Source organism: Actinoplanes cyaneus (assembly GCF_016862095.1).
Classification (GTDB): Bacteria; Actinomycetota; Actinomycetes; order Mycobacteriales; family Micromonosporaceae; genus Actinoplanes; species Actinoplanes cyaneus.
In genome coordinates this window covers 1-24,666 of the sequence record NZ_BOMH01000054.1, presented here as the reverse complement: position 1 = coordinate 24,666, position 24,666 = coordinate 1, and the positions used below count along the sequence as shown (strand labels likewise).

The window sequence follows — 24,666 nt, the reverse complement described above, 5'->3', positions numbered from 1 at the left end:
CCGGTGGTCAGCGCTTCGAGCAGTTCGTGCGAACCGACATGAGGGAGCGACAGGTGCCCCGAGGCGACGGCCTACTGACCGACGATCTCGACCCCCAGGAACGCGGCCCCCAGGATGCCTGTGGCGTCTTCGGTGTCTGGGCCCCCGAGGAAGAGGTCGCCAAACTCACGTACTTCGGGCTCTACGCACTGCAGCACCGGGGCCAGGAAGCCGCCGGCATCGCGGTGAGCGACGGGTCCGGCGTCGTGGTCTACAAGGACGTGGGCCTGGTCTCCCAGGTCTTCGACGAGCCCACCCTGGCAAGCCTGCGCGGCCACCTGGCGATCGGCCACGCGCGCTACTCGACGACCGGCGGGTCGAACTGGGAGAACGCGCAGCCCACGATCCGCGCCACCACGGCCGGCACGACCATCGCGCTGGCCCACAACGGCAACCTGGTGAACACCGCCGAGCTCGCCAAGGAGGTCGCCGACCGCGGCCTCGAGGTGGGCGACGCCACGTCGGACACGATGCTGGTCACCACCCTGCTGGCCGGGCGCCCCGACCTCTCCGTCGAGGCCGCCGCCATGGAGGTGCTGCCCACGCTGCGCGGCGCCTTCAGCTTCGTCTTCATGGACGAGCACACGCTTTACGCCGCCCGGGACGCGCAGGGTGTCCGCCCGCTCGTCCTCGGCCGGATGGAGAACGGCTGGGTCGTCGCGAGCGAGACCGCGGCGCTGGACATCACCGGTGCCAGCTTCGTCCGTGAGGTCGAGCCCGGCGAGATCATCGCGATCGACGAGCACGGCCTGCGTTCCTCGCGGTTCGCCGCCCCGGAGCCCAAGGGCTGCCTCTTCGAGTATGTGTACCTGGCCCGCCCGGACACCACGATCGCCGGCCGCAACATCTACGCGGCTCGTGTCGAGGTCGGCCGCAAGCTCGCCAAGGAGCACCCGGTCGAGGCCGACCTGGTGATCGGCGTCCCGGAGTCCGGCATCCCGGCCGCGATCGGTTATGCGGAGGCCTCCGGCATTCCGTACAGCGCCGGCTTCATGAAGAACGCGTATGTCGGCCGCACCTTCATCCAGCCCTCGCAGACCATCCGTCAGCTCGGCATCCGGCTGAAGCTCAACCCACTGCGCGAGGTCGTCCGGGGCAAGCGGATCGTCGTGATCGACGACTCGATCGTCCGGGGCAACACCCAGCGCGCCCAGATCCGGATGCTGCGCGAGGCCGGCGCCCTGGAGGTCCACGTCCGGATCTCGTCGCCGCCGGTGAAGTGGCCGTGCTTCTACGGCATCGACTTCGCCACCCGGGCCGAGCTGATCGCGAACGGTCTGGAGATCGACGGCATCCGCCGCTCGATCGGCGCCGACAGCCTGGGCTACGTCTCGCTGGACAACCTGATCCAGGCCACGGAGCAGCCGAAGAGCCGGCTCTGCATGGCCTGCTTCGACGGGGAGTACCCGATCGAGCTCCCGGCCGCCGACCTGATCGGCAAGCACGTGCTGGAGGGTGTCGGCCGCCGCGCCGCCGAGAAGGCGAACGAGGCCGCTGTCACCGAGCTCGAGGCCGACTACGAGGCCCGCGAGCACGGCGATGACCACGCGGCACCGGCGCCGCTCGTGGCCAGCCCGGGTGGCGCCTCGGCGCTGCATCACCCGTGACCTTTCTAGTTCGCAGAAACCGCTAAGGGGAGAACCGTGACGCACGTGTCCGAGCGCAGTGCCGGATCGAACGGCGCTGAGGGCGGCGACCGACAGCCGTGGACGGCGGGCGCCGGCCGCGGGCCGCGCAAGCGCTCCGCGACGTATGCGGCGGCGGGTGTCTCGATCGACGCCGGCGACCGGGCGGTCGAGCTGCTCAAGTCGAAGGTGAAGAGGACCACCCGGCCCGAGGTCATGGGTGACCTGGGCGGCTTCTCCGGCCTGTTCCGGCTCAACACCGCGAAGTACAAGAGCCCGATCCTGGCCTCGTCGACCGACGGCGTCGGCACCAAGCTGGTCATCGCCCAGCAGCTCGACATCCACGACACGATCGGTATCGACCTGGTCGCCATGGTCGTCGACGACCTGGTGGCCTGCGGCGCCGAGCCGCTGTTCCTGCTCGACTACATCGCCTGTGGCGAGGTCGTGCCGGACAAGATCGCCGAGATCGGCGCCGGCATCGCGGACGGCTGCCGGTATGCGGGCTGTGCTCTGCTCGGTGGCGAGACCGCCGAGCACCCGGGCGTGCTGCGCCCGGACGAGTACGACGTGTCCGCCACCGGGGTCGGCGTCGTCGAGGAGAGCGAGATCCTCGGCAAGGAGCGGGTCGAGCTGGGCGACGCGGTGATCGCGATGCGCTCGTCGGGCCTGCACTCGAACGGTTACTCCCTGGTCCGCCACGTGCTGCTGGGCGCCGGCCGGATGCGCCTGGACACCGTTGTCGAAGACTTCGGCACCTCGCGCACCCTGGGCGAGGAACTGCTGACCCCGACCAAGATCTACGCCAAGGACTGCCTGGGCCTGATCGAGGAGACCGACGTCCGGGCGTTCTCGCACGTCACCGGCGGCGGCATCCCCGGCAACCTGAACCGGGTGCTGCCCAGCACGATGGACGCCGTGGTCGATCGCTCGACGTGGCGCCCGCAGCCCATCTTCGACCTGATCCAGGCCAAGGGCCGGATCGAGGACTCGGAGATGGAGTCGACGTTCAACATGGGCGTCGGCATGTTCGCCGTCGTCTCCCCTGACGACGCCGACCGCGCGATGGCCTACCTGGCCGGCCGTGGTGTCGAGGCGTGGCAGGTCGGCGAGGTGCTGGAGGGCACCGGCCAGGTGCAGATGATGGGTTCGTACACCCGGGGCTGACCCAGAGTGACGGTTCCTGTGATCACGGCGTGAGTGAACTCGCGCCGATCCATCACCGCACGACGGTGAGCCTGGTTCACCACAGGCCGAACGTGAAATGATCCGTGTGTGCCGATGTCCGGCACATACGGATCTTTCGCATTGAGTGGCGAGGTTCGTCTGGACCGCGAGGCCTAGCCTGGCCCTGTGCCATGGGTGCCGGACGGAGGTGCGCGATGACGGGCACGTGGAGCGGGATGCGGGGCATCTCGGCGGAGCCGGGTTACGTCGTCATGCAGCCGACTACTCTGTGCAACCTGGCCTGCAACTACTGTTACCTGCCGTTCCGCCGGGAGAACCGGAAGATGCCGGTCGCCGTCGCCGAAGCGGTGGCCGCCGAGATCGCCGATTTCGCGAGGGCCGGTCGCTTCTCGGTGGTCTGGCACGGCGGTGAGCCGCTCGCGGCCGGCGCCGACCACCTGGCCGCGCTCTTCGCCCCGTTCGGCCCCGGCGTGGAGCATCACGTCCAGACGAACGCGACGCTGATCGACGACGCCTGGTGCGAGTTCTTCGTCGCGCACGACGTCCGGGTCAGCGTGAGCGTCGACGGGCCGCCCGAGCGCAACGGCGAGCGGGTGGACCGGGGCGGCAAACCGGCCTACGACCTGATCGCCAAGGGCATCGAAGCGCTTCGGCGGCACGGGATCCCGTTCTCCACCCTGTGCGTGGTGTCCGACCCGCGGCCCGGCGTGGCCACCGAGCTGTACGAGTACTTTCTCGGCCTGGGCTGCGAGGTGCTCGGCATCAACGTCGAGGAGCAGGAGGGCGTCAACCTGCGGCTGAACCGGCACGACCCGTCCGCGGTCAGCGCGTTCTGGGCCGAGCTCGTCAGTGCCTGGCGCCGGGCGCCCAGCATCCACCTGCGCGAGGTGGAGTGGTCGTTGCGGTATGTGGGGGCGGTCCTCGACGGCACCGCCGACAGTCTGCTGCCGAGGCGGCTCGATCCGATCCCGACGATCGCGCACGACGGCTCGGTGGTGCTGCTCTCGCCCGAGCTGGCGGGCTTCCACGACCCCCGCTACGGCGACTTCACCAGCGGCAACGTGCTCACCACGCCGTTGCGGGAAATCCTCGCGGGCGCGGCGGACACCCCGTGGATCGGCGAATTCCTGCGCGGTGTCGAGGCGTGCCGGGAGAGCTGTCCCTACTTCGGGTTCTGTGGCGGCGCTCACGCGGCCAACCGCTACTTCGAACACGGCAGGTTCGACGTCACCGAGACGGACCACTGCCGGAACAGCAAGATTCGCCTACTGGAAGGAGTGCTGGATCATGCCCGAGATCACGAGCCCACGGCCGTCTGACGGTGTGGAGACGGATCCGGTGACGACCCGGGTGCACGACACCCGGGACGGGCTGGCCTCGCTCATCGCCGAGGCGGAGACGGCCCGGCGGCAGCGTGCGGAGCAGGTGTCGGCCGACAGCGGCTCGGCGGTGTGCGCCTGGAACCACTTCGAGAACATCCCGACGTTCTACAACTGGAACAACCGGCCACGCTGAGTCGCGGGCCCGGCCGGCGAACCTGCCCGGAAAGGGACCGCGAGCAGCGGTCGTATACGGGACGGCGCACGGCCGAAGCTCACGCACGAAAACGCCGCGCCGGAACGAGTGCGGTTCATCGCCAGCCGAGACATCCGACAAGCAGCGTCCGAGTCGCGCCCATCCAGGCCGCACGGAGGCGTGGCCGGGGCTTGGGCGGGCGAGAGACACCCGGCAGGCCGCAACCAGGCCACAGAGGCGAGGTGGGCACACGCGTAGAACCGCGTGGCAGGCCGCAAACCGTGCCGCGCGCAGACGGGGCTCGGTCGGAGCCCACGCGGACACCGCCCGCGTGGGCTTCCATTGCAACCGCTAGGAGTTGATGACCACGGCGCACTTGAGCACGCGGGTCCTACCGCGTGCTCCGTGCCTTACGGGGTCAAATCCGCCTTGGAGGCGACCAGGAATCCTGGTCGTCGTCAGCGTCATCCTCGTCATCGTCGACGAACTCTTCGTTGTCGTCGTCGAAATGACGGTCGGACTGGCGTGTACCGGCCAGTTCGCGCTGCAAGGCGGTGAGGTCGGTGTTCGGGGAGTGGTACTTCAACTCCCGGGCCACCTTCGTCTGCTTGGCCTTAGCACGGCCGCGCCCCATGGCTCGACCCCCTCGCACAGAATTCGGGGCAGCCCGAAGGCGGGCCCCGATGACGTCAGGCATCTCTCGTGGGTCTTACGGTACATGGGCGATGCCGTCTTCGGCACCTCGGGTTGCGTGTGACACTGCCGCGCGTCGCGGTTCGGTCCAAACAACGCCGCGCAGCAGCGTCTGAACCGGTCTAGTTGAGGTAAATCGCCCGCAGGCGCCCGACTTCCGCCATCCGGCGCTCGGCGAGCCGGTCGGCCGCGACGGCGGGCGGGACACCCTCGTCGCCGGCGAGCTGAAGGATGCGCCGGGTGGTCTCGAAGATCCCGGTGGCCCGCAGCTTGGCCCGGTCGAAGTTGAAGCCCTCGATCTCGTCGGCCACCTGGATCACGCCGCCGGCGTTCACCACGTAATCCGGGGTGTAGAGGATGCCGCGGTCGTCCAGCAGCTTGCCGATGCCCGGATGGGCCAGCTGGTTGTTCGCCGCGCCGGTGACCACCTTGGCGCGCAGCACCGGCACCGTGTCGTCGTTGAGCGCGCCACCCAGCGCACAGGGCGCGTAGACGTCGAGGTCCGAGGTGATCAGCGTCTGATTGTCCGGCACGAGCTCGACCTCGGGGTGGGTCGTGCGGGCCCATTCCAGCGCGGCCGGGCTGACGTCGGTCGCGACGACCGTGGCACCGTCCTCGATCAGGTGGGCCACCAGATACTTCCCGACCTTGCCGAGGCCGGCGACGCCCACCGTGCGGCCGGCCAGCGTCGGGCTGTCCCAGGTGTGCTCGGCGGCCGCGCGCATGCCCTGGTAGACGCCCCAGGCGGTGAGGACGGACGAGTCGCCGGCGCCGCCGTGCTCGACGCTGCGCCCGGTGACGTAACGGGTCTCGCGGGCGATCACGTCCATGTCGGGGACGTACGTGCCGACGTCGCACGCGGTGTAGTAGCGGCCCTTCAGGGATTCGACGAAACGTCCGTACGCCCGGAGGAGGGTTTCGGTCTTCGTGGTGGCCGGGTCGCCCCAGATGACCGCCTTGCCGCCACCGAGGTCCAGACCGGCCAGCGCGTTCTTGTAGGCCATCCCGCGGGACAGTTTCAGCACGTCGGCGAGGGCGGCCGCCTCGCTCTCGTAGGGGTAGAACCGGGTGCCGCCGAGCGCGGGCCCGAGCGCGGTGGAGTAGATGCCGATGATCGCTTTCAGGCCGGAGTGCCGGTCCTGGCAGAAGACGACCTGTTCGTGCCCGGAGGCGTCATTGCCGTCGGTGTCGAACACACCCATCGTTGTTCTCCTGATTCTTCGGTGTAGGCCTTCGTGGGGCCCCTCTGTCCGGCGGGGTGGGCCGGACAAGGCCGAGCCTAGGCCCTGCTGCGTGATTCGGCCCCGGTCGGATAACGAGCCCGGGGACTTGCCGAGCGAATGGCACGGGGATTACGCCCGCGCGGGAAGTTCCACCCGGCCGGATCTGTGAAACGATCGCGCCGTGCCGTCACTGTTCGCGTCGTACCTACGGATCTACGAGCCGCTGACCGCCTTCGACCGGGAGCGACAGGTCTTCTGGCGTCGTTACGCCAAGGAGGGCCGCGATCTGGGGCCGATCGAGGGCCCGGTCCGGCAGCGCACCGCCGTGCTGGAGGCTCTCGGGGCGGGCTGGACCCGCCTTCCCGACCTGCCCGACGAGGCGTACGTCCTGGAGTGGGAGAACTCTATCCTCGTCTGCCCGTGGAACCTGCGGCTGCGGGTCGCCGAGGCGGCGCTGAACGCGCGCGACGGTGTCCCCGCCGTGCTGGCGGACGCCTTCGTCCCCCCGGTGCTCGCCGGTCAGGCCAAAGCCGTGGTGGAGGACTGGCGCAGCGGCGCCCGGGTGCTGGAGCAGGGGGTGCCCCGGGTGCACGAGCAGATCGCCACCTGGGGGGTGCCACTGCGCTGGTTCGCCTTCGTCGATCTGGAGGAGCGGGACATCGCGCTCACCGGCCGGCGGCGCACGCTGCGTTACCGCACGGAGATCTCCAAGGCCCGCCGGCGGGCGCACCGGGCGGTCTCGGTGCTGCGCAAGTCGCTCGGCGACGCCCCGATCACCGAGGCGGTCGAGGAAGGCACCCGCTGGCTCGAGGAGTTCCATCCCCGATCGGTCGTCGAACTCGATTACGGCGGCCTGGTCAACCTCCTTCCGGAGGACAAGCTGGCCGGTGACGACTCACCCGGACTGGTGGCTGCCGGCCTGTCGGCACTCTCCCGTGGCGACGCCGACGCGGCCGGGGAGGCGTACGAGAAGCTGGTCGCTAGATGGCGAAGTGTCCAACTTCTCGAGCGCAGCAACTGAGCAGCGGAAATAGGACAGACCGGGAAGTTTCTCCGGCCGTGGAAGCGCTCCCGAAGCGAACACTCTTCGTGATCGGCGACGCCCGAAGCGTGATAATCGGACTAAACGAGACACTATCTGGCGTAGAAAACACGTAAAAATCGGGCATGCTTCATCCGTCTATCTGGGGACGTTCGTCCGTTCGGCCCATGTCGGACATCGGGGACTAGCCGGACCATGAGAGACGCACCGGCCGGCGGGACCCCGGCCGATGTTTTTAGGCACCTGTGGAGGAGTGACCGATGGCATCGCGTACGCACGATCCTGAGCCGCTACTAACGCCGGCCGAGGTGGCGTCGATGTTCCGAGTCGACCCGAAGACCGTCACCCGGTGGGCGAAGGCGGGCAAGCTCAGCGCAATTCGCACGTTGGGTGGCCACCGTCGCTACCGGGAGTCGGAGGTTCGCGCCTTGCTGCAGGGGCAGATTCCCACGCAGCGTCAGGGTGACTGACCGGTTCGACCTAGATCGTTGTAAGGGGCGTGCGCCGGGGAAGGCGTAACGCCCCTTCTTCGTTTCCCGGATCTGCAATTTCCTAGATCAACGACTTCGCCATGATCGGGTTACGCGGGCCGCGCCTGAGTTGCTCTCGCGCCGACGGCCCAGAAGAGTACCGACCATGGAACAACCGGCGATCGGCGACGCGTTCGGCGAGATGATCAGAGACGCGTACGCGGTACGGACCGGCATCGGCCCACGTCCGCTGGCCGGCGGGCGTCTGCCCCGGCCGGTGATCGAGGTGATCGAGCGCGACGACGGCCTGATCAACGGCGCGCCCGCCGATCACTACCTGGACGAGCCGGAGGCCTGGCAGCCGCACGACCACCGGGCTCTGCGGCTGTGCCGCGGGCACGTGCTGGACATCGGGGTCGGCGCCGCCCGGATCGCGCTCGAACTGCAGCGCCGTGGCTTCGCGGTCACCGGCCTGGACACCTCGCCCGGCGCGATCGAGGTGGCCCGCAAACGCGGCTTGCGCGACACCGTGCTGAGCACCGTGGACGGGTATGCCCGGGCGTCCGCCCGTTACGACACGTTCCTGCTGCTCGGCAACAACCTGGGCCTGCTGGAGGGGCCGGAGCGCGCGCCGGTGTTCCTGGAGGCGCTGGCCCGGCTGGCGAACCGGGGCGCGCGGATCCTCGCGCAAGGCGCCGACCCGTACGGGACCAAGGATCCGGTGCACGTCGCCTATCACCAGCGGAACCGGGCCCGGGGGCGACTCGGCGGGCAGCTGCGCCTGCGCCTGCGGTACCGGCTGGTGGCCTCGGACTGGTTCGACTACCTGAACTGCTCGGTCGACGAGCTCGATCAGCTGCTCAAGGGCACCGGCTGGCATCTGAAATCGATCGACCAGAAGGACCGCCCGTACTACCTTGCGGTCATGGAGCAAGACCATTGACCGAACTGACCCGCGACCAGGTCCGCCTCAGCCGGAGGATGTCCCTGGTGCTGCGACACCGGCCCGAGGTGGCCGGTCTGACCCTCGACGCGAACGGCTGGGTGCCGATCGCCGATTTCCTGGCCGCCCTGGACATCAGCCGCACCGAGCTGGACCACGTGGTGGCGAACAACGACAAGTCCCGCTTCGCCGTCGCCGTGGGCGAGGACGGGGTGGAGCGCATCCGCGCCAGCCAGGGCCATTCCCGCCGGGTTCCGGTGGACCTGGACCTGCCGCCCGTGGCGCCACCGGCGGTGCTCTTCCACGGCACCCCGCGGGAGAACCTCGACTCGATCCTGCGGAACGGGCTGCGGCCGCGCAGCCGTCACCACGTACACCTCTCGGTCGATGTGCCGACCGCCCTGGTGGTGGGCCGGCGCCGGTCGGCGGAGGTGGTGGTGTTCGAGGTGGCGGCGGGCGTGATGGCGGCCGCCGGCCACGTGTTCCACCGCAGTGCCAACGGGGTCTGGCTGACCTCGGAGGTCACCCCTGAGCACCTTTCGGTAAAACGGACAAATCCGTAATCTGCCAGGTTGATCGACCATCCACTGTGGTCGCACGCACGGATTGCCGGACATCACCCCGGCGTCCTGGTTAGCGTGGACGGATGGGGACGGTCACGCGGCGTCATCTCACCGATCTCCCCAGCACACCCGGATTGCTCAGCGCGCTCGTCCTGGTCGCGATTCTGGCGGGGCTCTGCCTCGGCCTGCCGGCACTCGATCGTGCCGTCCCGGCCCAGCGGGCGATACCCGGAGGTGAGCCGTACCGGGTCGGTGCCGGGGTCACCGTGGTGCCACCGGCCGGTGCGACGCTCGACGTCACGGGCACCCGGCCGGGAGAGGACCGCGCCACGGCGCTGTTCCGGCTCGGCGCGGTGCGGTACTCGATCGCGGTCCAGCCCTTCTCCGGCGACCTGCCGCAGGCCGCCGTCCGGCTCCGCCAGCGGATCACCGACACCTCGGGATACCAGGTGACCGGCACCCAGCTCGCGGTCTCCACCGCGGGTGGGCTGGCCGGCCTGCAGGGTGGTTACACCGCCGGGGACCGGGGCGGCCGTTACGCGGTCTTCGTCGCGCACGGCCTGACGATCGAGGTCACCGTCAGCGGCGCCGACCTGGATCTGGATCACACCCTGCCGGCCATCGATGCCAGCACCAAGACTTTGCGGTACGAGGGTGGCCGGTGAGCTCGCCCGTCCGGCCCGGTGCCGCCTGCCCGGCCACTCCGTACCGGCTGCCCGCGTTCTGGGTGGTGATCGCGCTGCTCGCCACCGGCGCCGTGCGGATGTCCCAGATCCTCGCGAAGTTCCTCGACTCCTACCCGATCGCCACGATCACCGCGCTCGCCCTCTTCGCCCTGCTCGCCGTGCCGTTCTGGCTCTTCGTCCAGGAGCTCGACTTCTTCGAGCGGGAACCGGCCGGCCTGCTGGTCCTCGCGTTCTCCTGGGGCGGCCTGGTCGCCACCAGCGTCTCCATCCCGGGCAGCACCGCCGTGGAGAACCTGATCGCCAAACTCGGCTCACCCGGCCTGGCCGCCGACTGGGGCGCCGCGCTGGCCGGCCCGACCGTCGAGGAGATCGCCAAGACGCTCGGCGTGATCGCCGTCGTGCTGATCGCCCGCTCGCAGGTGAACAGCGTGCTGGACGGTGTCGTCTACGGCGCGATGGTCGGGCTCGGCTTCCAGATCGTCGAGGACATCGTCTTCGCGATCGGCGCGGTCGCGCTCGCCGGGCAGGGCGACCAGGTGCAGCCCGTGATCACCACGTTCCTGGTCCGCGGCTTCCTGGCCGGGGTCTGGAGTCACACCTTGTTCGGCGCGCTGGCCGGAGCCGGCATCGGTTACCTGGTGGTCAGCACCGACCGGGGCCGGCCGCGCCGGGTCGCCACGGCCGCGCTCGCGCTCTTCGGCGCCTGGGCCTCCCACGTGCTGTGGAACTCGCCGCTGTTCCGGGAGGGGCTCGGCAACGGCGCGGTGGCGCTGCTCGCCGTGCTGGTCTTCAAAGGCCTGCCACCGCTGGTGCTCATCCTCATGCTGGTGCGTCGCGCACACGATCGCGAGGCGGAGTATTACGTCGCCCGGCTCCAGGGCCTGGACGACCCCGAGGTGATCACCGAGGGCGAGCTGCGGGCACTGGGCTCCGGGTCACGCCGTGCCGCCGCGCGCCGGCATGCCGCCGAAAAGGCAGGGCGGGAAGCTCGGGCCACAGTACGCCGCCTGCAGCGTGCCCAAGCCCGGCTGGCCGTCGAGCTCAGCCGGGCCTCGGAACAAACAGATCAACCCCATTCCGACGTACGGCGGCATCGCGCCACCCTGATCGCACTGGGCCACCCGGAAGCGGTCGAAGGTCTCCGCTCCTGGCGGCACACCGCCTCGGCGATCGGCACCGCGGCCGTCGCGATCGCCGTCCTGTGGGTCGCGCTCTCCGCTCTCGGCGGGGCGTAGCTCAGCTCGCGGCCGGCGGCAGCCCGCCGTCGCCGTCGACGATCGTGTCCGGCGTGCCGTCCTCGTCGAGGTCCACCATCGTGATGTCGACCTTGCCGTCGCCGTCCGTGTCGAACTGGAAGAGGTCGGGCTTGCCGTCGCCGTCGGTGTCCGACACCCAGACGTCGACCTTGCCGTCGTTGTTCGCGTCGCTGGTGATCAGGTCGACGCGGTCGTCGCCCCTGGTCTCGACGACCTCGTGCGGCTCGCTCATCTCGTCTCCTTCGACGGTCTCTGGGGTCTGCGTCTCTTCTACGGACGCCGACTCTGCCCGGCGGGATCACCGGAAACAACCGCCACATCAATACCCCGCGTACGCAAACGGCAGTCCCGCCCCCTGTGACGGGTATCGCTGGTGACCGGTTGATACGCGGGTAACGTACGCCGTCGTGGATATCGCGGCAGACGGCACGCAGCACCTCTTCACCAGCAACGGAGGCGGTGCGCTCGCCGAGCGGATGGGCATCGTGATCACCGAGGCGACAGCCGAGCGGGTGGTCGGGACGATGCCGGTCGACGGCAACACCCAGCCGTACGGACTGCTGCACGGCGGCGCGTCCTGCGTGCTCGCCGAGACGCTCGGCTCGGTCGGCGCGGTGCTGCACGGCCAGACCGTGGACCGGCCGTTCGCCGTCGGTGTGGACATCAACGCCACCCATCACCGGGCTGCCCGCTCGGGGCTGGTGACCGGGGTCGCCGTGCCCGTGCACCGGGGTCGCGCGGTCGCCACGTACGAGGTCGTCCTGGAGGACGAGAGCGGTGAACGGGTGTGCACCGCGCGCATCACCTGCCTGCTCCGCGGGGCGTGAGATCCCGCCGCTGATCCACAGGCGATCCTTGACGGTGACGCGTACGGTTTGCAACGTGACCGAAGCACCACAGCACGCGTTCGACGACGCCACGCAGATCCTGGCCTGCGCTCTCACCGGTGACAGTGATGCCGTGGCCAGCAGCTTCGATGCCGTCGTCAGCCGGGATGGGGTGGTCGGCGCCTGGGACGTCGCGTGGTGCCTCGCCGCGACGATGGTCGGCGAGCTGCCCGGGAGCGGGGGCTGGACCCTCGAGTTCCCGGGGATCGACGACGCTCGTTACGACAAGCGGTGGGTGGCCCGTTTCGTCAGTGCCTACGTGAACGGGGACGCCCCGACCGGGGAGGCGCTCTTCGGGGCTGCGATCGCCGACGGCCAGCTGCCTGATTGTCTGCTCGCGCTGGCCGGTTCCACGGTCGCGACGCTGCGCCACCGGGCGGCCTGATCCGGACGTCCCGGCGGAGTCGCCGAGGCCGTGGGGTCAGTGACCCTTCAGGTAGAGAGCCTTCGCATACTGCGTCGCGGCGGCGGTGTTGTACATCGACGCCTGGGACATGCAGAACGTGTTCTCCGAGATCGCCCGGGACGCCTGCACGCTGCCCCTGAAACGGATGTCCGCCTCCCCCTCGGAGAGACCGCGGGCCTTGAACTGGCGGCGCATCGCGATCCTCCCGCTCTGGAACGAGTTCGCGGCCTCCTCGGCGTGCAGCATGAAGGACATCGCCTTTTCGGCCAGCGCCTCGGCAAGGTTGTAGGCCGTCTGCTCGGCCTCGTTGGTGAAGGTCTGCACAGCGTCGTGCCTCCTCGCAAGCAGGTCCGTCCGGACCGATTCCTCTAACACTCTGATTGAGCGCGCGCTCGGCATCAAGGGGCGGTCGGTATCCAGTGGACGGAACAGTGTGGCGGGCGTCCACAAACGACCTCCAAGTCGGTGGAGACGTGTCCGGCATCACATCGAGACGATGCTGAATCAGCCGAAACGGGGAGGCGCGTCGAAACGGTACCGTTCTACGATCTGGGTCGCGCGGTGATCGACACCGCCGCCCATTCTTCACGGGGGACCCCTCGATGTTTCTGATCAACCGCAAGGCACTGGCCGCGATCGGCATCACCGCAGCTGCCGTGGCCACGACCGCCCTCTTCGCTTCCCCGGCGCAGGCGGCCGCAGCCGGCTCCGCGAAGGTGGTCGGGTCGAACGGGGTGCAGTTCAACGCCGCGGCCGGCCAGGCGAACGCGCTGACCATCACGATCTCCGGCCGCACCGTCACCCTGGCCGACCGGGTCGCGCTGAAGCCCGGCAAGGGCTGCAAGAAGGTCACCAACACCAAGGTGAAGTGCACGACCTCGAAGAAGACGACGAAGCTCAACGTCTCGCTCGGGGACAAGAACGACACGCTCACCAACAAGACCGGCGTCTACCTGCTGGCCAACGGTGGCACCGGCAACGACACCATGAAGGGCGGCTCGGGCGCGGACCAGCTCCAGGGCGCCGCCGGCAACGACAAGCTGTACGGCTACGCCGGCAACGACGCGCTGTTCGGCCAGGACGGCAACGACTACGTCTACGGCGGCGTGGGCAACGACTCGATCGACGCCGGCAACGGCAACGACCGGGTGCTCGGCGAGGCCGGCAACGACACGATCCTCGGCCAGGCCGGCAACGACAGCCTCGACGCGGGCATCGGCAACGACCGGGTCTCCGGCGGCCGGGGCAACGACATCATCTTCGGTCAGGCCGGCAACGACCAGATCGTCGCCGACAACGGCGCCGACACCATCAACGCGGGTGACGGCAGCGACATCGTTGCCGGCGGCGCGGACAGCGACCGGATCATCGGCGGCAACGGCAACGACCAGCTCGTCGGCGACAACGGCGACGGCTCTGCCAGCGGCAACGACACGATCACCGCCGGCGCGGGCAATGATGTCGTCGTCGGCGAGGCCGGTGACGACCGGATCACCGGCGACAGCGAGGACGACGTTCTGGTCGGCGAGACCGTCTCCGACGATGAGATCCTGATCGGGAGCGACACCGCTCGGGACGCCCTCGACGGCGGCACCGAGACCGTCAGGGACGTCTGTGGGGTGATGGCCGGCGGCACGGCCACCAACTGTGAGTTCGTGGAGCGGGGCGGCGCGTCCGCGCTCGCCGCACGGTCCGCGAAGGCCACCGCCGGCACGAAGGCCGCGGCCGAGGCGATGAAGCGCGTGCAGGCGCTCACCATCAAGTAAGACCGCATCACGCACCACAGCGAATCAGCGCCCGGCGGGAATTCTCCCGCCGGGCGCTTTCGTTGCGGGCCCTCCACGTCTCGTGCGGCGGGACGGTTACCCAAAGGTGCCCTGAGATGCGAAAAGTGCGTTCTTCCGGGCTCCGGGCCGGCCTCCTACAGTCGTCGGCATGACAGTCACGTTGATCGACGCGCCCGGCCTTCCCGAGATCCCGATCTACCGCCAGGTGTCGGTGGCGACCGGCTCGCGGCTGATCCACGTCGCCGGCCAGGTCGCGTGGGACGGCGGCGACTTCGCCACGCAGGTCGAGCAGGCCTACCTGAATGTCGGCACCGCCCTGGCCGCTGCCGGCGCCACGTTCGACGACGTGGTGAAGCTGACCGCCCACGTGGTCGACTGGAAACCCGCCCGCATGCCGGAGCTGCTCGACGGCATCGCCCGCGCCTCGGCCCGGCTGGGTGTCACAATCGCCGCGCCGGCGTCGCTGTTCGGCATCGTGGCCCTGGACGTCCCCGAACACCTGGTCGAGGTCGAAGCAGTGGCCGTGCTCGACTAGGCCTCTCTGGCGGATCACCCAAGACTGCGGCGATGTCCAGGTGGTGGCCGCCGTCAGGCACCGACTGGACCACGCCGCAGCCCGGTCACACTACGAGACACTGCCCGGCTGGTCGTCTGCGAAGCGCGCGCGGGATGCCTCGATCTGCTCGAGGAAGGTCTGCGTCCAGCCACACATGCCGTCGACCACATCGCGCAGCGCGTCACCGGCCTCGGTCAACGAATACTCCACGCTGGGCGGGACGGTGGGGTGCACGGTCCGCTCGACGAGGCCGTTGCGCTCCAGCGTCCGCAGGTTCTGGGTCAGCACCTTGTGGCTGATGCCCCCGACCTCGCGGCGCAGCTCGTTGAAGCGCATCGTCCGCTGCCCGAGGAACTCGATGATCAGCAGCGACCACTTGTTGGCCACCTCGGAGAAGATGCTCCGAGCCAACGAGTCGGCCCGAGCCAGATCAGCCTCCGGCGGCAGCGCTCCGATCTCTTGCCTGGTCCCCACCGATCCGAGCATAGTGCTCCAGCAGCAGAGCCGTTCTGAACGGCTGTGCCGGTGAGGTCCGTGCGGGAGAGGACCGTGCCTTCGCCACGAAACCACAGCCGGCCCGCCAACTGATCGGAACAGCGGATTCCCGCGCCGCCGCGCCGCCGCGCCGCCGCGCCGCCGGGTCACCGGGTCACCGGGTCCAACGGCGGCGCCCCCGCAACTGGCGGCCGCATCACACGGCCACGTCCTATGTCGCCTGCATCAGGTCGACCCTGACAGCCGTCGGTTCGGGAATCGGCTCGCCCGCCTGGCGCAGACCACCCAGGTGAAGTGTGATGGCCGACCGCATCTCGGTGACGCACTCGTCAGGAGTGTCTCCCAGCGCGACACAACCCGGCAGGCCAGGAGACCAGGCGCCGAAGCCGCCGTCCTCAGCGCGCTCGATGACGACCGCGTATCCGTTCACGTGCGCTCCCATCGAAGTGGGCCGGACAGCATGCAGCGATGTGCGACTGACGGCGAGTGGCGATCATCGGAGTTCGGATTTCGCGGCGCCGGAAAAGGCCCGGAAAGCAAAACGTCCACCGTGCGTTTCCGCAGGTGGACGGTGCTCAGTGCCCGGCGAGAGGCCTGGTGGCCAGGGGCGGGGTCGAACCGCCGACCTTCCGATTTTCAGTCGGACGCTCGTACCAACTGAGCTACCTGGCCGTGCTTGGTACTTTGCGGTCCTGACGGGACTTGAACCCGCGACCTCCGCCTTGACAGGGCGGCGAGCACTCCAACTGCTCCACAGGACCTTGCTATTCACTTCTGTCTTACTGCTGGCCAGTTCGCGACCTGCGCCGCAAACCTTACCAGTACCCCCAACGGGATTCGAACCCGTGCTACCGCCTTGAAAGGGCGGCGTCCTAGGCCACTAGACGATGAGGGCAACTCCGCCATCATTACACATCGAGCTGGAGACCCGATCTGCAACGCTTGGTGGCCTTCGCCCCAACCGCGCCCCGTTGAAGGCTTGGAAAGCATATGTGATCCACCGGGCGGTCTCCAAATCGGTACCCCTCTTTTCGTCCGCGCGCCGCTGACCAGCGGGAACGTGAGGCCTCAGAGGGACGCGAGGAGTTGAACCGCCTCGGTGAGCCCGGTCAGCCGGGTGATTCCGGTGGGGAGATCACCTTCCGGCCAGCCCGGGCCGGCGGCCGCGATCAAGAGGGGCGGGTGCGGCGCGTCCCTGACGCGGGCCAGTTGACCGGGGTCGCCGGTGGCGGGCCGCTGGGACCAGAGCACCACCGCGGCCGGCCCGGTCCGTGCGATCGCGTCCAGCAGCGCCTGAGACGGCACCCGGGCGCCGAACAGCCTGGTGGGCACCCCGCCCTGGGCGAGCGCGGCTGCCAGCGCCTCCAGGGGCAACGTGTGCTGTTCCTCGTCGGCCGCGGCTAGCAGGATCCGTGGGCTGCCGGTCGCGTGCTGCACCGCGGCCAGCGCCTCGGTGACGGTTCGGGACAGCAGGTGCTCGACCTCGACGAAACGCAGCGTTGCCTCGTAGCGGTCCCCGACGGCGATCAGCGCCGGAGTCATCACGTCGGTCCAGGCGGCCATGACGCCCCGCTCCCGGATGGCGGTGCCGAGGATGTCCCGCATGGCCTGCGCGTCCAGGCGCATCGCGGCCCGGGTCAGCCCGCGCACCGTCGACTGCTGGTCGGGCGCGGGCGCGGGTGCGGGCTGGGGTTCCGGGGCGCTCGCGCGGGCCGGCTGGGCGAGCGCCCACGCGGCGGCCTCGGCGGGCGCCACGCCCTGGGCGGTGAGCCGCTGCATGACCTGCAGGCGGTCCATGTCGTCGGCGGTGTACCGGCGGTGGTGCCCGGATTCGTGCCGGCTGGGCCCGAGCCCGTATCGCTGGTGCCAGGTTCGCAGAGTCGTGACCGCCACACCGAGCCGGCGGGCGGCAGCGCCGGCGCTCAGGGCCTCATCGGCCACCTGACCCCTCCGTGAGAAGGACACTTGACCGCTCCGTGTCTGTTGCCGTGGTGAGGACCTCGAAAACGCCGGACAACCAAGGCGCGTACGCCTCGGGAGCCGCCGACATCTCACCACGCAACGAGGCCTGCGGCACCCAGCGCAGTTCCGCGATCTCGTCCGGGTCCGGTCGCAGCGCCGTGCCGGCCGGCAGCGCTCCGAGCAACACGTGGTCGTATTCGTGCTCGACCCGGCCGGTCACCGGATCGGCCGCCCGATAGGTGTAGACGCCGACCTCGGTGAGCGCGACGTCCCGTACGGCGATCTCCTCGAAGAGACGGCGACCGGCCGCCTCCGTGACCGTCTCGCCGGGCGCCGGGTGGCCGCAGCAGGTGTTGCCCCAGCGCAGCGGGAAGCGGGTCTTCACGGCGGCCCGCTGCTGGAGCAGGATCCGCCCCTGGTCGTCCCGCAGGAAGACCGAGAACGCCCGGTGCAGCAGGCCGGGCTCGCGGTGCGCGTCGGAGACGGTGGCGGCGCCGACAGCGGTGCCGCCGGTGTCGACCAGTTCGACGAGCTGATCCTCGCGTGTCGCGGTGCTCATGAGATCTCCCGTGTGATGCGGCTCGCGGCCAGCTTTCCGGAGATGAGCACCATCGGCACGCCGACCCCGGGTTGTGTGCCCGAACCGGTGAAGACCACGTTCGGCAGCGAGGGGTGCAGGTTCGACGGGCGGAACGGGCCGGTCTGGGAGAACGAGTGCGCGGCGGCGAACGGGGTGCCGGCCGCCATGCCGTCGTCGGCCCAGTCGGCCGGGGTGATGATCCGCTCCACCTCGACGCCGTCCCGGAAGCCGATGTATCCGCGCTGTTCCAGCGTGCGCAGCAGTTCGTCGGCGTAGCGCTCGGCGAGCCCGCCGCGCCAGTTCATCGGGCCGGCGACGAGGTTCGGGGTGGGCGCGAGGACGTAGTACGTCTGCTTGCCGTCGGGCGCGGACGACGGGTCGGTGTGGGTCGGGTTGGTCACCAGCAGTGACGGGTCACTCATCAGCAGCCCGCGGTTGATCACCTCGTCGAAGGTTCGCCGCCACGTCGTACCAAAGTGGATGTTGTGGTGGGAAATCTTGGAGTAGGACCGTGACGAACCGATGTGGAGGACCACGCACGACGGGGAAAAGCGCAGGCGACGCTCGCGCCGAGCGGGGAGCAGGTCCCGATAGGCGATCGGCAGGTCAGGGTTCAGCACAACGGTGTCGGCCTCGATGACCTCGCCGGCGGCGGTCAGCACGCCGGTCGCCCGGCCGTGCTGGGTGAGGACCCGCTCGACCGTCGTGTCGTAACGGAAAGTGACCCCGTGTTTCTCGGCGGCTCCGGCGAGCGCCTTCGGCACCGCGTGCATGCCACCCTTGGGGTAGTAGACGCCGGCGACCGAGTCGAGGTAGGCGATCACCGCGTAGATGGCGAGCGCGTCGTGCGGGGCGAGCCCCGCATACATCGCCTGGAACGAGAAGATCCGCTGGGTGCGCGGGTCCCGGAAGTACTCGTTGATCTTCGGCTGCAGCCGGCGGAACGCGCCCATCCCCAGCAGCTTCAGCAGGTTCAGGTTCATCAGATCGACCGGGCTGTCCAGGTTCCGGTCGATGAAGTGGTCGCGTTCGAGCTGCCAGAGGTTCCGGGTGAAGTCGACGAAGCGCAGGTAGCCGTCGGCCTCCCGGGCACCGCAGACCCGGGCGATCTCGGCCGCCATCCGGGTGGTGTCGGTACGCACGTCCAGCGTGGACCCGTCCGGGTAGTAAGCCCGATATGCCGGGTCGAGCGGCGTGAGCTCGAGCCAATCGGAGAGCTTCTCACCGACCGCCTCGAGGGGCTCGGCGATCAGCTCCGGCATGGTGAGCACGGTCGGGCCGGTGTCGAAGTCGAAGCCGCCGACCGAGAGCCGTCCGGCGCGCCCGCCGGGCACCGGCTCGCGCTCCACGACGGTGACCTGGCGGCCGGCCGCGGCCAGGTGCAGGGCACAGGACAGGCCGGCAAGACCGGCGCCGACTATCACGACACGATCGGTGGGTCCGGTGACGGTACGCACGGCTCTGCTCCAAGAGGTGGGGGACTTCATCATGCCGGGCGCTGCGTCGCCACGGTGGCCAGCTCGGTCAGCACGCCGCGGGCCTCGGGGTCGATCGGCGCCGACGCGAGCGCGGTGAGGCCTTCGGTGACCCGGACGCTGATCATCTCCTCGACCCGGGCGGGGGCCCCGGTCTCGGCGACGATCTGCGCCTTGCGGTCGAGCTCGGCGTTGTCCAGCTCAGACAACTGTGCTGGGGTGGCCATCCGCCGCGCGAGCATGAGCAGCGCCGTCGGTTTGCCGGTGCGCAGGTCGTCGCCGGCCGGTTTTCCGGTGACCGCCGGGTCGCCGTAGACGCCGAGCAGATCGTCCCGGAGCTGGAAAGCCTCCCCGACCGCCATCCCGTACGCCCGGTACGCCTCGGCGACGCCGGGATCGTCGGCGCCGGCCAGCGCCAGCCCGTAATCCAGCGGCCGATGCACCGTGTAGCTGGCCGTCTTGTGCCGGGCGACCAGCAGCGCGCGCTCGACCGACCAGGACGCCGGGTCCGTCTCGCCGAGCACGTCCAGATACTGCCCCGCGACCGCCTCGATGCGCATCCGGTCATAGCGGGTCCGCACCTCGAGCAGGGTGGCCGGCGTCACCGGGGTGCGAGCCAGCAACTGGTCCGCCCAGACCAGGCAGAGGTCACCGATCAGCACGGCGGCCGACGAGCCGAAGCGGGCGCCGTGCTGCGCCGCGAAGATCCGATGCGCGGTCGGCCGCCCCCTGCGGGTCGCCGAGTCGTCCATCACGTCGTCGTGCACGAGAGCGAACGTGTGCATCAACTCGAGCGCGCCGAGCGCCGGCAGCAACGGCTCGGAGTCGGCGCCGGGGCCGGCGACACCACGCCACCCCCAGTAGGCGAACGTCGGCCGCAGCCTCTTCCCGCCGGCCATCACCAAATCACGAGCGGTCCGCGCGAAACCGCCGAGGGAGGGGTCGATGCCGTCGAGCGCGGCGATCTGGGAGGCGAGGAAGTCCGCGAGAGTTCCCTCGACGGCCCTGACCAGCCCAGTGTGAGAGACCTGCTGGCGGGGTATCGCGTTGAGACGATTTCCCTCGAGGGTGTCATTGGCCACGCTCAGTACCGTACCCTAACTTTCGGAAGTTGCGTCGATTCGTGCGTCGATTTACCGGGAGGACCGGGATGGATACCGATCTGGCCGCCGCCTATGAGCGCTGCCGTGAGCTGCATCGAGAGCACGGCCGCACGTACTACCTGGCGACCCGGTTGCTACCGGCCTGGAAGCGTCGCCACGTGCACGCTCTGTATGGATTCACCCGATTCGCCGATGAGATCGTCGACCGGACCGAGTCCCAGCCGCCCGCCCAGCGCGCGGCCGAGCTCAACGCCTGGTCCACCTCGTTCCTGGCCGGTCTGCGCGGCGAGCCGGTCGAGGACCCGCTGCTCCCCGCCGTGCTGCACACCATCGCGGTCTTCGGGCTCGACCTGGAGGACTTCGAGAAGTTCCTGCACAGCATGGAGATGGACCTCACGGTCACCGGCTACCCGACCTATGAAGATCTACTCGGATACATGGAAGGTTCCGCCGCGGTGATCGGCACGATGATGCTGCCGATCCTCGGCTCCTCCGACCCGGTCGCCGCCCGGGAGCCGGCCCGCCAGCTCGGCTTCGCGTTCCAGCTCACCAACTTCATCCGGGACATCGCCGAGGACCTCGCCCGCGGCCGGGTCTACCTGCCCGAGGAACACCTCGTCGAGTTCGGGGTCACGGTGGACGACCTGCGCGCCGGGGTGACGACGCCCGCGATCCGCGCGCTGATCAAGGCCGAGGTGGCCCAGGCCCGGGAGCACTACGCGGCCGCCGCGCCCGGCATCCCGCTGCTCGAGCCGGCCTCGCAGGCCTGCATGCGCACCGCGTTCCAGCTCTACGGCGGCATCCTCGACGAGATCGAGGCGGCGAACTACGACGTTTTCGTCCGCCGCGCCACCGTGCCCAACCGCCGCCGGGCCGCGGTCGCCGTCCGCAGCCTGCTCACCCGGCCAGGCACACCGGTCCACCTGGCGGCCTGAGATGAGCGCCCGGATCGCGCTGTTCACGCGGGACCTGCGGATCCACGACAATCCGTTGCTCAGCGGAGCCGGCGAGGTCGTGCCGCTGTTCGTCCTCGACCCGCGCCTGCGCGACCTGTCCGCCAACCGGCAGCGATTCCTCCACCAGAGCCTCGCCGACCTGCGCACGAGCCTGCGGCAACGGGGAGCCGACCTGGTGATCCGGGAGGGCGATCCGGTCGCGGAAACGGTCAAGCTCGCCCGCGAAGTGGACGCTTCGACGATCACGATGGCCGGGGATGTGACCGGTTACGCCCAGCGACGCGAGCGTCGGCTCCGCGACGAACGGCTCCAGGTGGAGATCGTTCCGGGCGTCACGGTGCTGCCACCGGGAGCGGTGCGGCCGGGCGGCGGCGGAAACTCGTATCGCGTCTTCACGCCGTACTTCAAATCCTGGGAGAAAGCCGCGTGGCGAAAGGTCACCGCGGCCCCGGACACGATCACGATGCCCGCCGGCATCGCGCCGGGCATCCTCCCGAAGACGCCTGACGGCGAATCCCCCGACGCCATCGCCGGGGGAGAGACCGAGGCTCGCCTGCGGCTTCGCGATTGGCTCAAGAGCCTGCCGCAGTACGGCGATGAGCACGACGACATGGCAGCCGACAACACCAGCCGGCTCAGCGCGTACCTGCGGTTCGGATGCCTCTCCCCGCTGGAACTGGCTATGGCCGCCAAGTCCGACGATTCGCCCGGCGCACAGGCCTACCTGCGGCAACTCTGCTGGCGCGACTTCTACTACCAGGTGACGGCGGCGTTCCCGAGGATCTCGACGCAGGCCATGCGCCCCGCCGCGGACCAGAACTGGCGGTACGACGACGACGCGCTCCAGCACTGGAAGGACGGCCTGACCGGGGTGCCGATCGTCGACGCCGGGATGCGCCAGCTGCGTGCCGAGGGCTGGATGCACAACCGGGCACGGCTGATCACCGCGGCGTTCCTCACCAAGCACCTCGGCATCGACTGGCGTCCCGGGCTCCAATGGTTCTTCCGCTGGCTGCTCGACGGTGACGTGCCGAACAATTCCGGAAACTGGCAGTGGACGGCCGGCACCGGCAACGACACCCGTCCGTACCGCAGGTTCAACCCCATCCGGCAGGCGCAACGGTTCGATGCGGAAGGCGTGTACGTTCGTCGCTACGTACCCGAACTGAAGAACGTCGCCGGTGTCGCGGTCCACCAGCCGTGGCGACTGCCCGAGCCGGTACGCCGCGGCCTCGACTATCCCGGACCGCTGGAGTCGCACCGGGACGAGGCGGTCTGGCTGCGGGGCTGAGAGCAGGGGTCCACCGGCTGGTTGCGTCCGTCAAAACGTCCTCACCGGTGGACCCCGCGACGTTTACCCGGCACCCGTCACCCCGAATCGTGTTGCGTGGGAACGCTCCCGCGCAGTCCGTCGAGCAAGGCGACTGCGCTGGTCCTCACAGACTTCAGCGACCATCGGACCGCCGGCTTCTGCTTAGCTGACAGCATGGTTGAAGCGCGGCAAGTGGACGTGGTGGTCGTCGGACTCGGTGTCGGCGGCGAGGAGGTCGCCGGTCGTCTGGCCGCGGCCGGACTGAAAGTGATCGGTGCCGAGAACCGGCTCGTCGGCGGCGAGTGCCCGTACTGGGGCTGCATCCCCACCAAAATCATGGTCCGAGCCGGCAACGCCCTGGCCGAGGCCCGCCGGATCCCCGGCCTGGCCGGGAAGTCCACCGTGGAGGCCGACTGGACGCCGGTCGCGCGGAAGATCCGTGACCAGGCGACCGACAATTGGAACGACAAGGTCGCGGTCGACCGGTTCACCGGCAAGGGCGGCACGTTCGTCCGGGGCACGGCGACCATCACCGGGCCCGGCCGGGTCCGGGTCGGCGACGAGGAGTTCGTCGCGAGCCGGGGCGTGGTCGTCGCCACCGGCACGACCGCGGTCATTCCCAAGATCGAAGGCCTCTCCGGTACGCCGTACTGGACGAACCGTGAGGCCGTCGAAGCCGCCACCCTCCCCGAGTCGATGCTGGTGCTCGGCGGCGGCGCGATCGGCTGCGAGCTCGCCCAGGCGTACGCGCGGTTCGGCGTCCAGGTGACCGTGATCGAGGGCTCGCCCCGGCTGCTCGCCATGGAGGAGCCGGAGTCCGGCGAGGTGGCCCAGGCCGCTCTCACCGCCGACGGCGTGCGCGTTCTCACCGGCGTCCACGCGCAGAAGGTCGCCCACGACGGCGCCTTCCAGGTCACGCTCGACGACGGAACCGTGCTCACCGGCGAGAAACTCCTGGTCGCCACCGGTCGCGCGGCCCGCCTCGGCCAGCTCGGCCTGGAGAACGCCGGGCTCGACCCGTCCGCCCGCTTCATCACCACCGACGAGTGGATGCGCGCCGGCGACAAGATCTGGGCGGTCGGTGACGTCACCGGCCACGGGGCCTTCACCCACATGGCGATGTACGAGGCGGACATCGCGGTGCGCGACATCCTCGGCCAGGGCGGGCCGGTCGCGGACTATCGGGCGCTGCCGCGGGTCACCTTCCTCGACCCGGAGATCGGTGCGGTCGGGATGACGGAGAAGCAGGCCCGGGACGCGGGGCTGAACGTGCGGGTCGGATACGTGCCGCTGAACCAGACCTCGCGCGGGTTCATCCACGGGCCGGGTAACGAGGGGTTCCTCAAGCTGGTCGCCGACCACGATCGAGGCGTGCTCGTCGGCGGCACCACGGCCGGCCAGTCGGGTGGCGAGATGATCGGCGCCGTGGCGGTCGCGGTGCACGCCGAGGTGCCGGTGTCGACGCTGCTCAGCCAGATCTGGGCGTACCCGACGTTCCACCGGGGGCTCGGCGAGGCGTTGAAGCCGCTGGCCTGATCCGTTTCGGTCCAGGTCTCACAGGGGTGTCGCCTCCGGGCGGCACCCTTGCCGTTTTTCCGGGTTCGGCTGCGCTGACCTGCGGGAAGGCGGGACACTAGACCCCGATTTGGAGGTCCCGGAAACCAGCGGGTAATGTTCTGCGAGCCGGCAGGGAAACGGGCGAGGCCGCGGAGAGATCCGCAGCGGCCGTCCTGCCAAATCCTCTGATCTTGAGACCGCGGTTCAGCCGTGGGCTCAGGTCGAAGGTGGCCGTACTAGGTCAGATCGGTAGCAACCGGGATTAACTGGTTGACAACGCCGAACGGGCCGAGTAACGTAGAGCGAGTGCCCCGGAGGGCGGGCCGCGAAAGCGGAACGGTTGATGG

Annotated in this window: 27 protein-coding genes and 3 tRNA genes; 17 read left to right on the top strand and 13 right to left on the bottom strand. The window is 69.7% G+C overall.

The genetic code is table 11. The features are described from left to right. Window positions 1-53: 53 nt before the first annotated feature. The 4 genes from purF (at window position 54) to amcA (ending at window position 4,367) form a co-directional block, all read left to right on the top strand. Window positions 54-1,646: an amidophosphoribosyltransferase gene (gene purF / locus Acy02nite_RS33505; RefSeq protein WP_203749872.1), complete on the top strand. Its 1,593-nt coding sequence runs from the start codon at window positions 54-56 to the stop codon at window positions 1,644-1,646. A gap of 36 nt (window positions 1,647-1,682) precedes the next feature. Beyond that, a complete protein-coding gene (gene purM, locus Acy02nite_RS33500; protein ID WP_203749869.1) occupies window positions 1,683-2,831 on the top strand; it encodes a phosphoribosylformylglycinamidine cyclo-ligase in 1,149 nt (382 codons plus the stop codon). Window positions 2,832-3,067: 236 nt separating this feature from the next. Beyond that, window positions 3,068-4,171 (top strand): cyclophane-forming radical SAM peptide maturase AmcB, encoded by a 1,104-nt coding sequence (gene amcB, locus Acy02nite_RS33495; protein ID WP_307872300.1) that lies wholly within the window; start codon window positions 3,068-3,070, stop codon window positions 4,169-4,171. Further along, the gene (gene amcA, locus Acy02nite_RS33490; protein ID WP_203749849.1) at window positions 4,140-4,367 is read left to right on the top strand and encodes a multiple cyclophane-containing RiPP AmcA; all 228 of its coding nucleotides are present in this window, start codon (window positions 4,140-4,142) and stop codon (window positions 4,365-4,367) included. Before amcB ends, amcA begins: the two co-directional genes overlap by 32 nt. Window positions 4,368-4,785: 418 nt before the next feature. Here the strand turns inward: amcA and Acy02nite_RS33485 are convergent, their stop codons facing one another. After that, window positions 4,786-5,001: a DUF3073 domain-containing protein gene (locus Acy02nite_RS33485; RefSeq protein WP_203683401.1), complete on the bottom strand. Its 216-nt coding sequence runs from the start codon at window positions 4,999-5,001 to the stop codon at window positions 4,786-4,788. A 181-nt stretch (window positions 5,002-5,182) separates the two neighbouring features. Beyond that, a complete protein-coding gene (locus Acy02nite_RS33480; RefSeq protein ID WP_203749846.1) occupies window positions 5,183-6,262 on the bottom strand; it encodes a Glu/Leu/Phe/Val family dehydrogenase in 1,080 nt (359 codons plus the stop codon). A gap of 202 nt (window positions 6,263-6,464) precedes the next feature. Between Acy02nite_RS33480 and Acy02nite_RS33475 the strand changes: the two genes are divergently transcribed. The 6 genes from Acy02nite_RS33475 (at window position 6,465) to Acy02nite_RS33450 (ending at window position 11,222) form a co-directional block, all read left to right on the top strand. Next, complete coding sequence (locus tag Acy02nite_RS33475; RefSeq protein WP_203749843.1) at window positions 6,465-7,304, top strand: DUF8083 family protein; 840 nt, start codon at window positions 6,465-6,467, stop codon at window positions 7,302-7,304. Between the two features lie 281 nt (window positions 7,305-7,585). After that, window positions 7,586-7,795 carry a BldC family transcriptional regulator gene (locus tag Acy02nite_RS33470; RefSeq protein ID WP_014687221.1) on the top strand — a complete coding sequence of 70 codons (210 nt, stop codon included), beginning with the start codon at window positions 7,586-7,588 and terminating at the stop codon, window positions 7,793-7,795. A 166-nt stretch (window positions 7,796-7,961) separates the two neighbouring features. Then, the gene (locus Acy02nite_RS33465) at window positions 7,962-8,738 is read left to right on the top strand and encodes a class I SAM-dependent methyltransferase (RefSeq protein ID WP_203749840.1); all 777 of its coding nucleotides are present in this window, start codon (window positions 7,962-7,964) and stop codon (window positions 8,736-8,738) included. After that, window positions 8,735-9,301 carry an RNA 2'-phosphotransferase gene (locus tag Acy02nite_RS33460; protein WP_203749837.1) on the top strand — a complete coding sequence of 189 codons (567 nt, stop codon included), beginning with the start codon at window positions 8,735-8,737 and terminating at the stop codon, window positions 9,299-9,301. The genes Acy02nite_RS33465 and Acy02nite_RS33460 overlap by 4 nt, the downstream gene beginning before the upstream one ends. Window positions 9,302-9,384: 83 nt before the next feature. After that, complete coding sequence (locus Acy02nite_RS33455) at window positions 9,385-9,966, top strand: hypothetical protein (protein ID WP_203749834.1); 582 nt, start codon at window positions 9,385-9,387, stop codon at window positions 9,964-9,966. After that, window positions 9,963-11,222, top strand: coding sequence for a PrsW family intramembrane metalloprotease (locus tag Acy02nite_RS33450; RefSeq protein WP_239175447.1), 1,260 nt, complete (start codon window positions 9,963-9,965; stop codon window positions 11,220-11,222). The genes Acy02nite_RS33455 and Acy02nite_RS33450 overlap by 4 nt, the downstream gene beginning before the upstream one ends. Before the next feature lies 1 nt (window position 11,223). On the opposite strand, the gene Acy02nite_RS33445 is transcribed toward Acy02nite_RS33450, so the two are convergent. Continuing rightward, the gene (locus Acy02nite_RS33445; RefSeq protein WP_203749831.1) at window positions 11,224-11,475 is read right to left on the bottom strand and encodes a hypothetical protein; all 252 of its coding nucleotides are present in this window, start codon (window positions 11,473-11,475) and stop codon (window positions 11,224-11,226) included. A gap of 244 nt (window positions 11,476-11,719) precedes the next feature. Here Acy02nite_RS33445 and Acy02nite_RS33440 point away from each other — a divergent pair, with 244 nt between their 5' ends. Both Acy02nite_RS33440 and Acy02nite_RS33435 read left to right on the top strand, forming a co-directional pair. Further along, window positions 11,720-12,070 carry a hotdog fold thioesterase gene (locus Acy02nite_RS33440; protein ID WP_203750016.1) on the top strand — a complete coding sequence of 117 codons (351 nt, stop codon included), beginning with the start codon at window positions 11,720-11,722 and terminating at the stop codon, window positions 12,068-12,070. A 55-nt stretch (window positions 12,071-12,125) separates the two neighbouring features. After that, window positions 12,126-12,515, top strand: a complete 390-nt coding sequence (locus tag Acy02nite_RS33435) for a hypothetical protein (protein WP_203749828.1) — start codon at window positions 12,126-12,128, stop codon at window positions 12,513-12,515. Between the two features lie 36 nt (window positions 12,516-12,551). On the opposite strand, the gene Acy02nite_RS33430 is transcribed toward Acy02nite_RS33435, so the two are convergent. Next, a complete protein-coding gene (locus tag Acy02nite_RS33430; RefSeq protein WP_203749825.1) occupies window positions 12,552-12,860 on the bottom strand; it encodes a hypothetical protein in 309 nt (102 codons plus the stop codon). 278 nt (window positions 12,861-13,138) lie between these two features. Here Acy02nite_RS33430 and Acy02nite_RS33425 point away from each other — a divergent pair, with 278 nt between their 5' ends. Both Acy02nite_RS33425 and Acy02nite_RS33420 read left to right on the top strand, forming a co-directional pair. Further along, the gene (locus Acy02nite_RS33425) at window positions 13,139-14,302 is read left to right on the top strand and encodes a calcium-binding protein (RefSeq protein ID WP_203749822.1); all 1,164 of its coding nucleotides are present in this window, start codon (window positions 13,139-13,141) and stop codon (window positions 14,300-14,302) included. Between the two features lie 169 nt (window positions 14,303-14,471). After that, window positions 14,472-14,858 (top strand): RidA family protein, encoded by a 387-nt coding sequence (locus tag Acy02nite_RS33420; RefSeq protein ID WP_203749818.1) that lies wholly within the window; start codon window positions 14,472-14,474, stop codon window positions 14,856-14,858. Window positions 14,859-14,948: 90 nt separating this feature from the next. On the opposite strand, the gene Acy02nite_RS33415 is transcribed toward Acy02nite_RS33420, so the two are convergent. The 9 genes from Acy02nite_RS33415 to Acy02nite_RS33375 all read right to left on the bottom strand — a co-directional run bounded on the left by Acy02nite_RS33415 (window position 14,949) and on the right by Acy02nite_RS33375 (window position 20,473). Then, window positions 14,949-15,353 carry a winged helix-turn-helix transcriptional regulator gene (locus Acy02nite_RS33415; RefSeq protein ID WP_239175445.1) on the bottom strand — a complete coding sequence of 135 codons (405 nt, stop codon included), beginning with the start codon at window positions 15,351-15,353 and terminating at the stop codon, window positions 14,949-14,951. A 232-nt stretch (window positions 15,354-15,585) separates the two neighbouring features. Beyond that, window positions 15,586-15,804, bottom strand: a complete 219-nt coding sequence (locus Acy02nite_RS33410) for a type II toxin-antitoxin system HicB family antitoxin (RefSeq protein ID WP_203749813.1) — start codon at window positions 15,802-15,804, stop codon at window positions 15,586-15,588. Between the two features lie 165 nt (window positions 15,805-15,969). Beyond that, window positions 15,970-16,046 (bottom strand) — tRNA-Phe (locus Acy02nite_RS33405). 15 nt (window positions 16,047-16,061) lie between these two features. Further along, window positions 16,062-16,135, bottom strand: a tRNA-Asp gene (locus Acy02nite_RS33400). Window positions 16,136-16,196: 61 nt separating this feature from the next. Further along, a tRNA-Glu gene (locus Acy02nite_RS33395) sits at window positions 16,197-16,269 on the bottom strand. A 173-nt stretch (window positions 16,270-16,442) separates the two neighbouring features. After that, window positions 16,443-17,315 carry a MerR family transcriptional regulator gene (locus Acy02nite_RS33390; protein WP_203749810.1) on the bottom strand — a complete coding sequence of 291 codons (873 nt, stop codon included), beginning with the start codon at window positions 17,313-17,315 and terminating at the stop codon, window positions 16,443-16,445. After that, entirely contained in the window at window positions 17,305-17,895 is a 591-nt protein-coding gene (gene idi / locus Acy02nite_RS33385; RefSeq protein WP_203749807.1) for an isopentenyl-diphosphate Delta-isomerase, read from the bottom strand. The genes Acy02nite_RS33390 and idi overlap by 11 nt, the downstream gene beginning before the upstream one ends. After that, window positions 17,892-19,406 (bottom strand): phytoene desaturase family protein, encoded by a 1,515-nt coding sequence (crtI, locus tag Acy02nite_RS33380; protein WP_203749804.1) that lies wholly within the window; start codon window positions 19,404-19,406, stop codon window positions 17,892-17,894. Before crtI ends, idi begins: the two co-directional genes overlap by 4 nt. Further along, window positions 19,403-20,473, bottom strand: a complete 1,071-nt coding sequence (locus Acy02nite_RS33375) for a polyprenyl synthetase family protein (protein ID WP_203749801.1) — start codon at window positions 20,471-20,473, stop codon at window positions 19,403-19,405. The genes crtI and Acy02nite_RS33375 overlap by 4 nt, the downstream gene beginning before the upstream one ends. Before the next feature lie 68 nt (window positions 20,474-20,541). Between Acy02nite_RS33375 and Acy02nite_RS33370 the strand changes: the two genes are divergently transcribed. The 3 genes from Acy02nite_RS33370 to Acy02nite_RS33360 all read left to right on the top strand — a co-directional run bounded on the left by Acy02nite_RS33370 (window position 20,542) and on the right by Acy02nite_RS33360 (window position 24,298). Further along, complete coding sequence (locus Acy02nite_RS33370) at window positions 20,542-21,429, top strand: phytoene/squalene synthase family protein (protein ID WP_203749799.1); 888 nt, start codon at window positions 20,542-20,544, stop codon at window positions 21,427-21,429. Between the two features lies 1 nt (window position 21,430). Then, window positions 21,431-22,741 (top strand): cryptochrome/photolyase family protein, encoded by a 1,311-nt coding sequence (locus tag Acy02nite_RS33365; RefSeq protein WP_203749796.1) that lies wholly within the window; start codon window positions 21,431-21,433, stop codon window positions 22,739-22,741. A gap of 195 nt (window positions 22,742-22,936) precedes the next feature. Next, window positions 22,937-24,298 carry a dihydrolipoyl dehydrogenase family protein gene (locus Acy02nite_RS33360; RefSeq protein ID WP_203749793.1) on the top strand — a complete coding sequence of 454 codons (1,362 nt, stop codon included), beginning with the start codon at window positions 22,937-22,939 and terminating at the stop codon, window positions 24,296-24,298. Window positions 24,299-24,666: the final 368 nt, after the last annotated feature.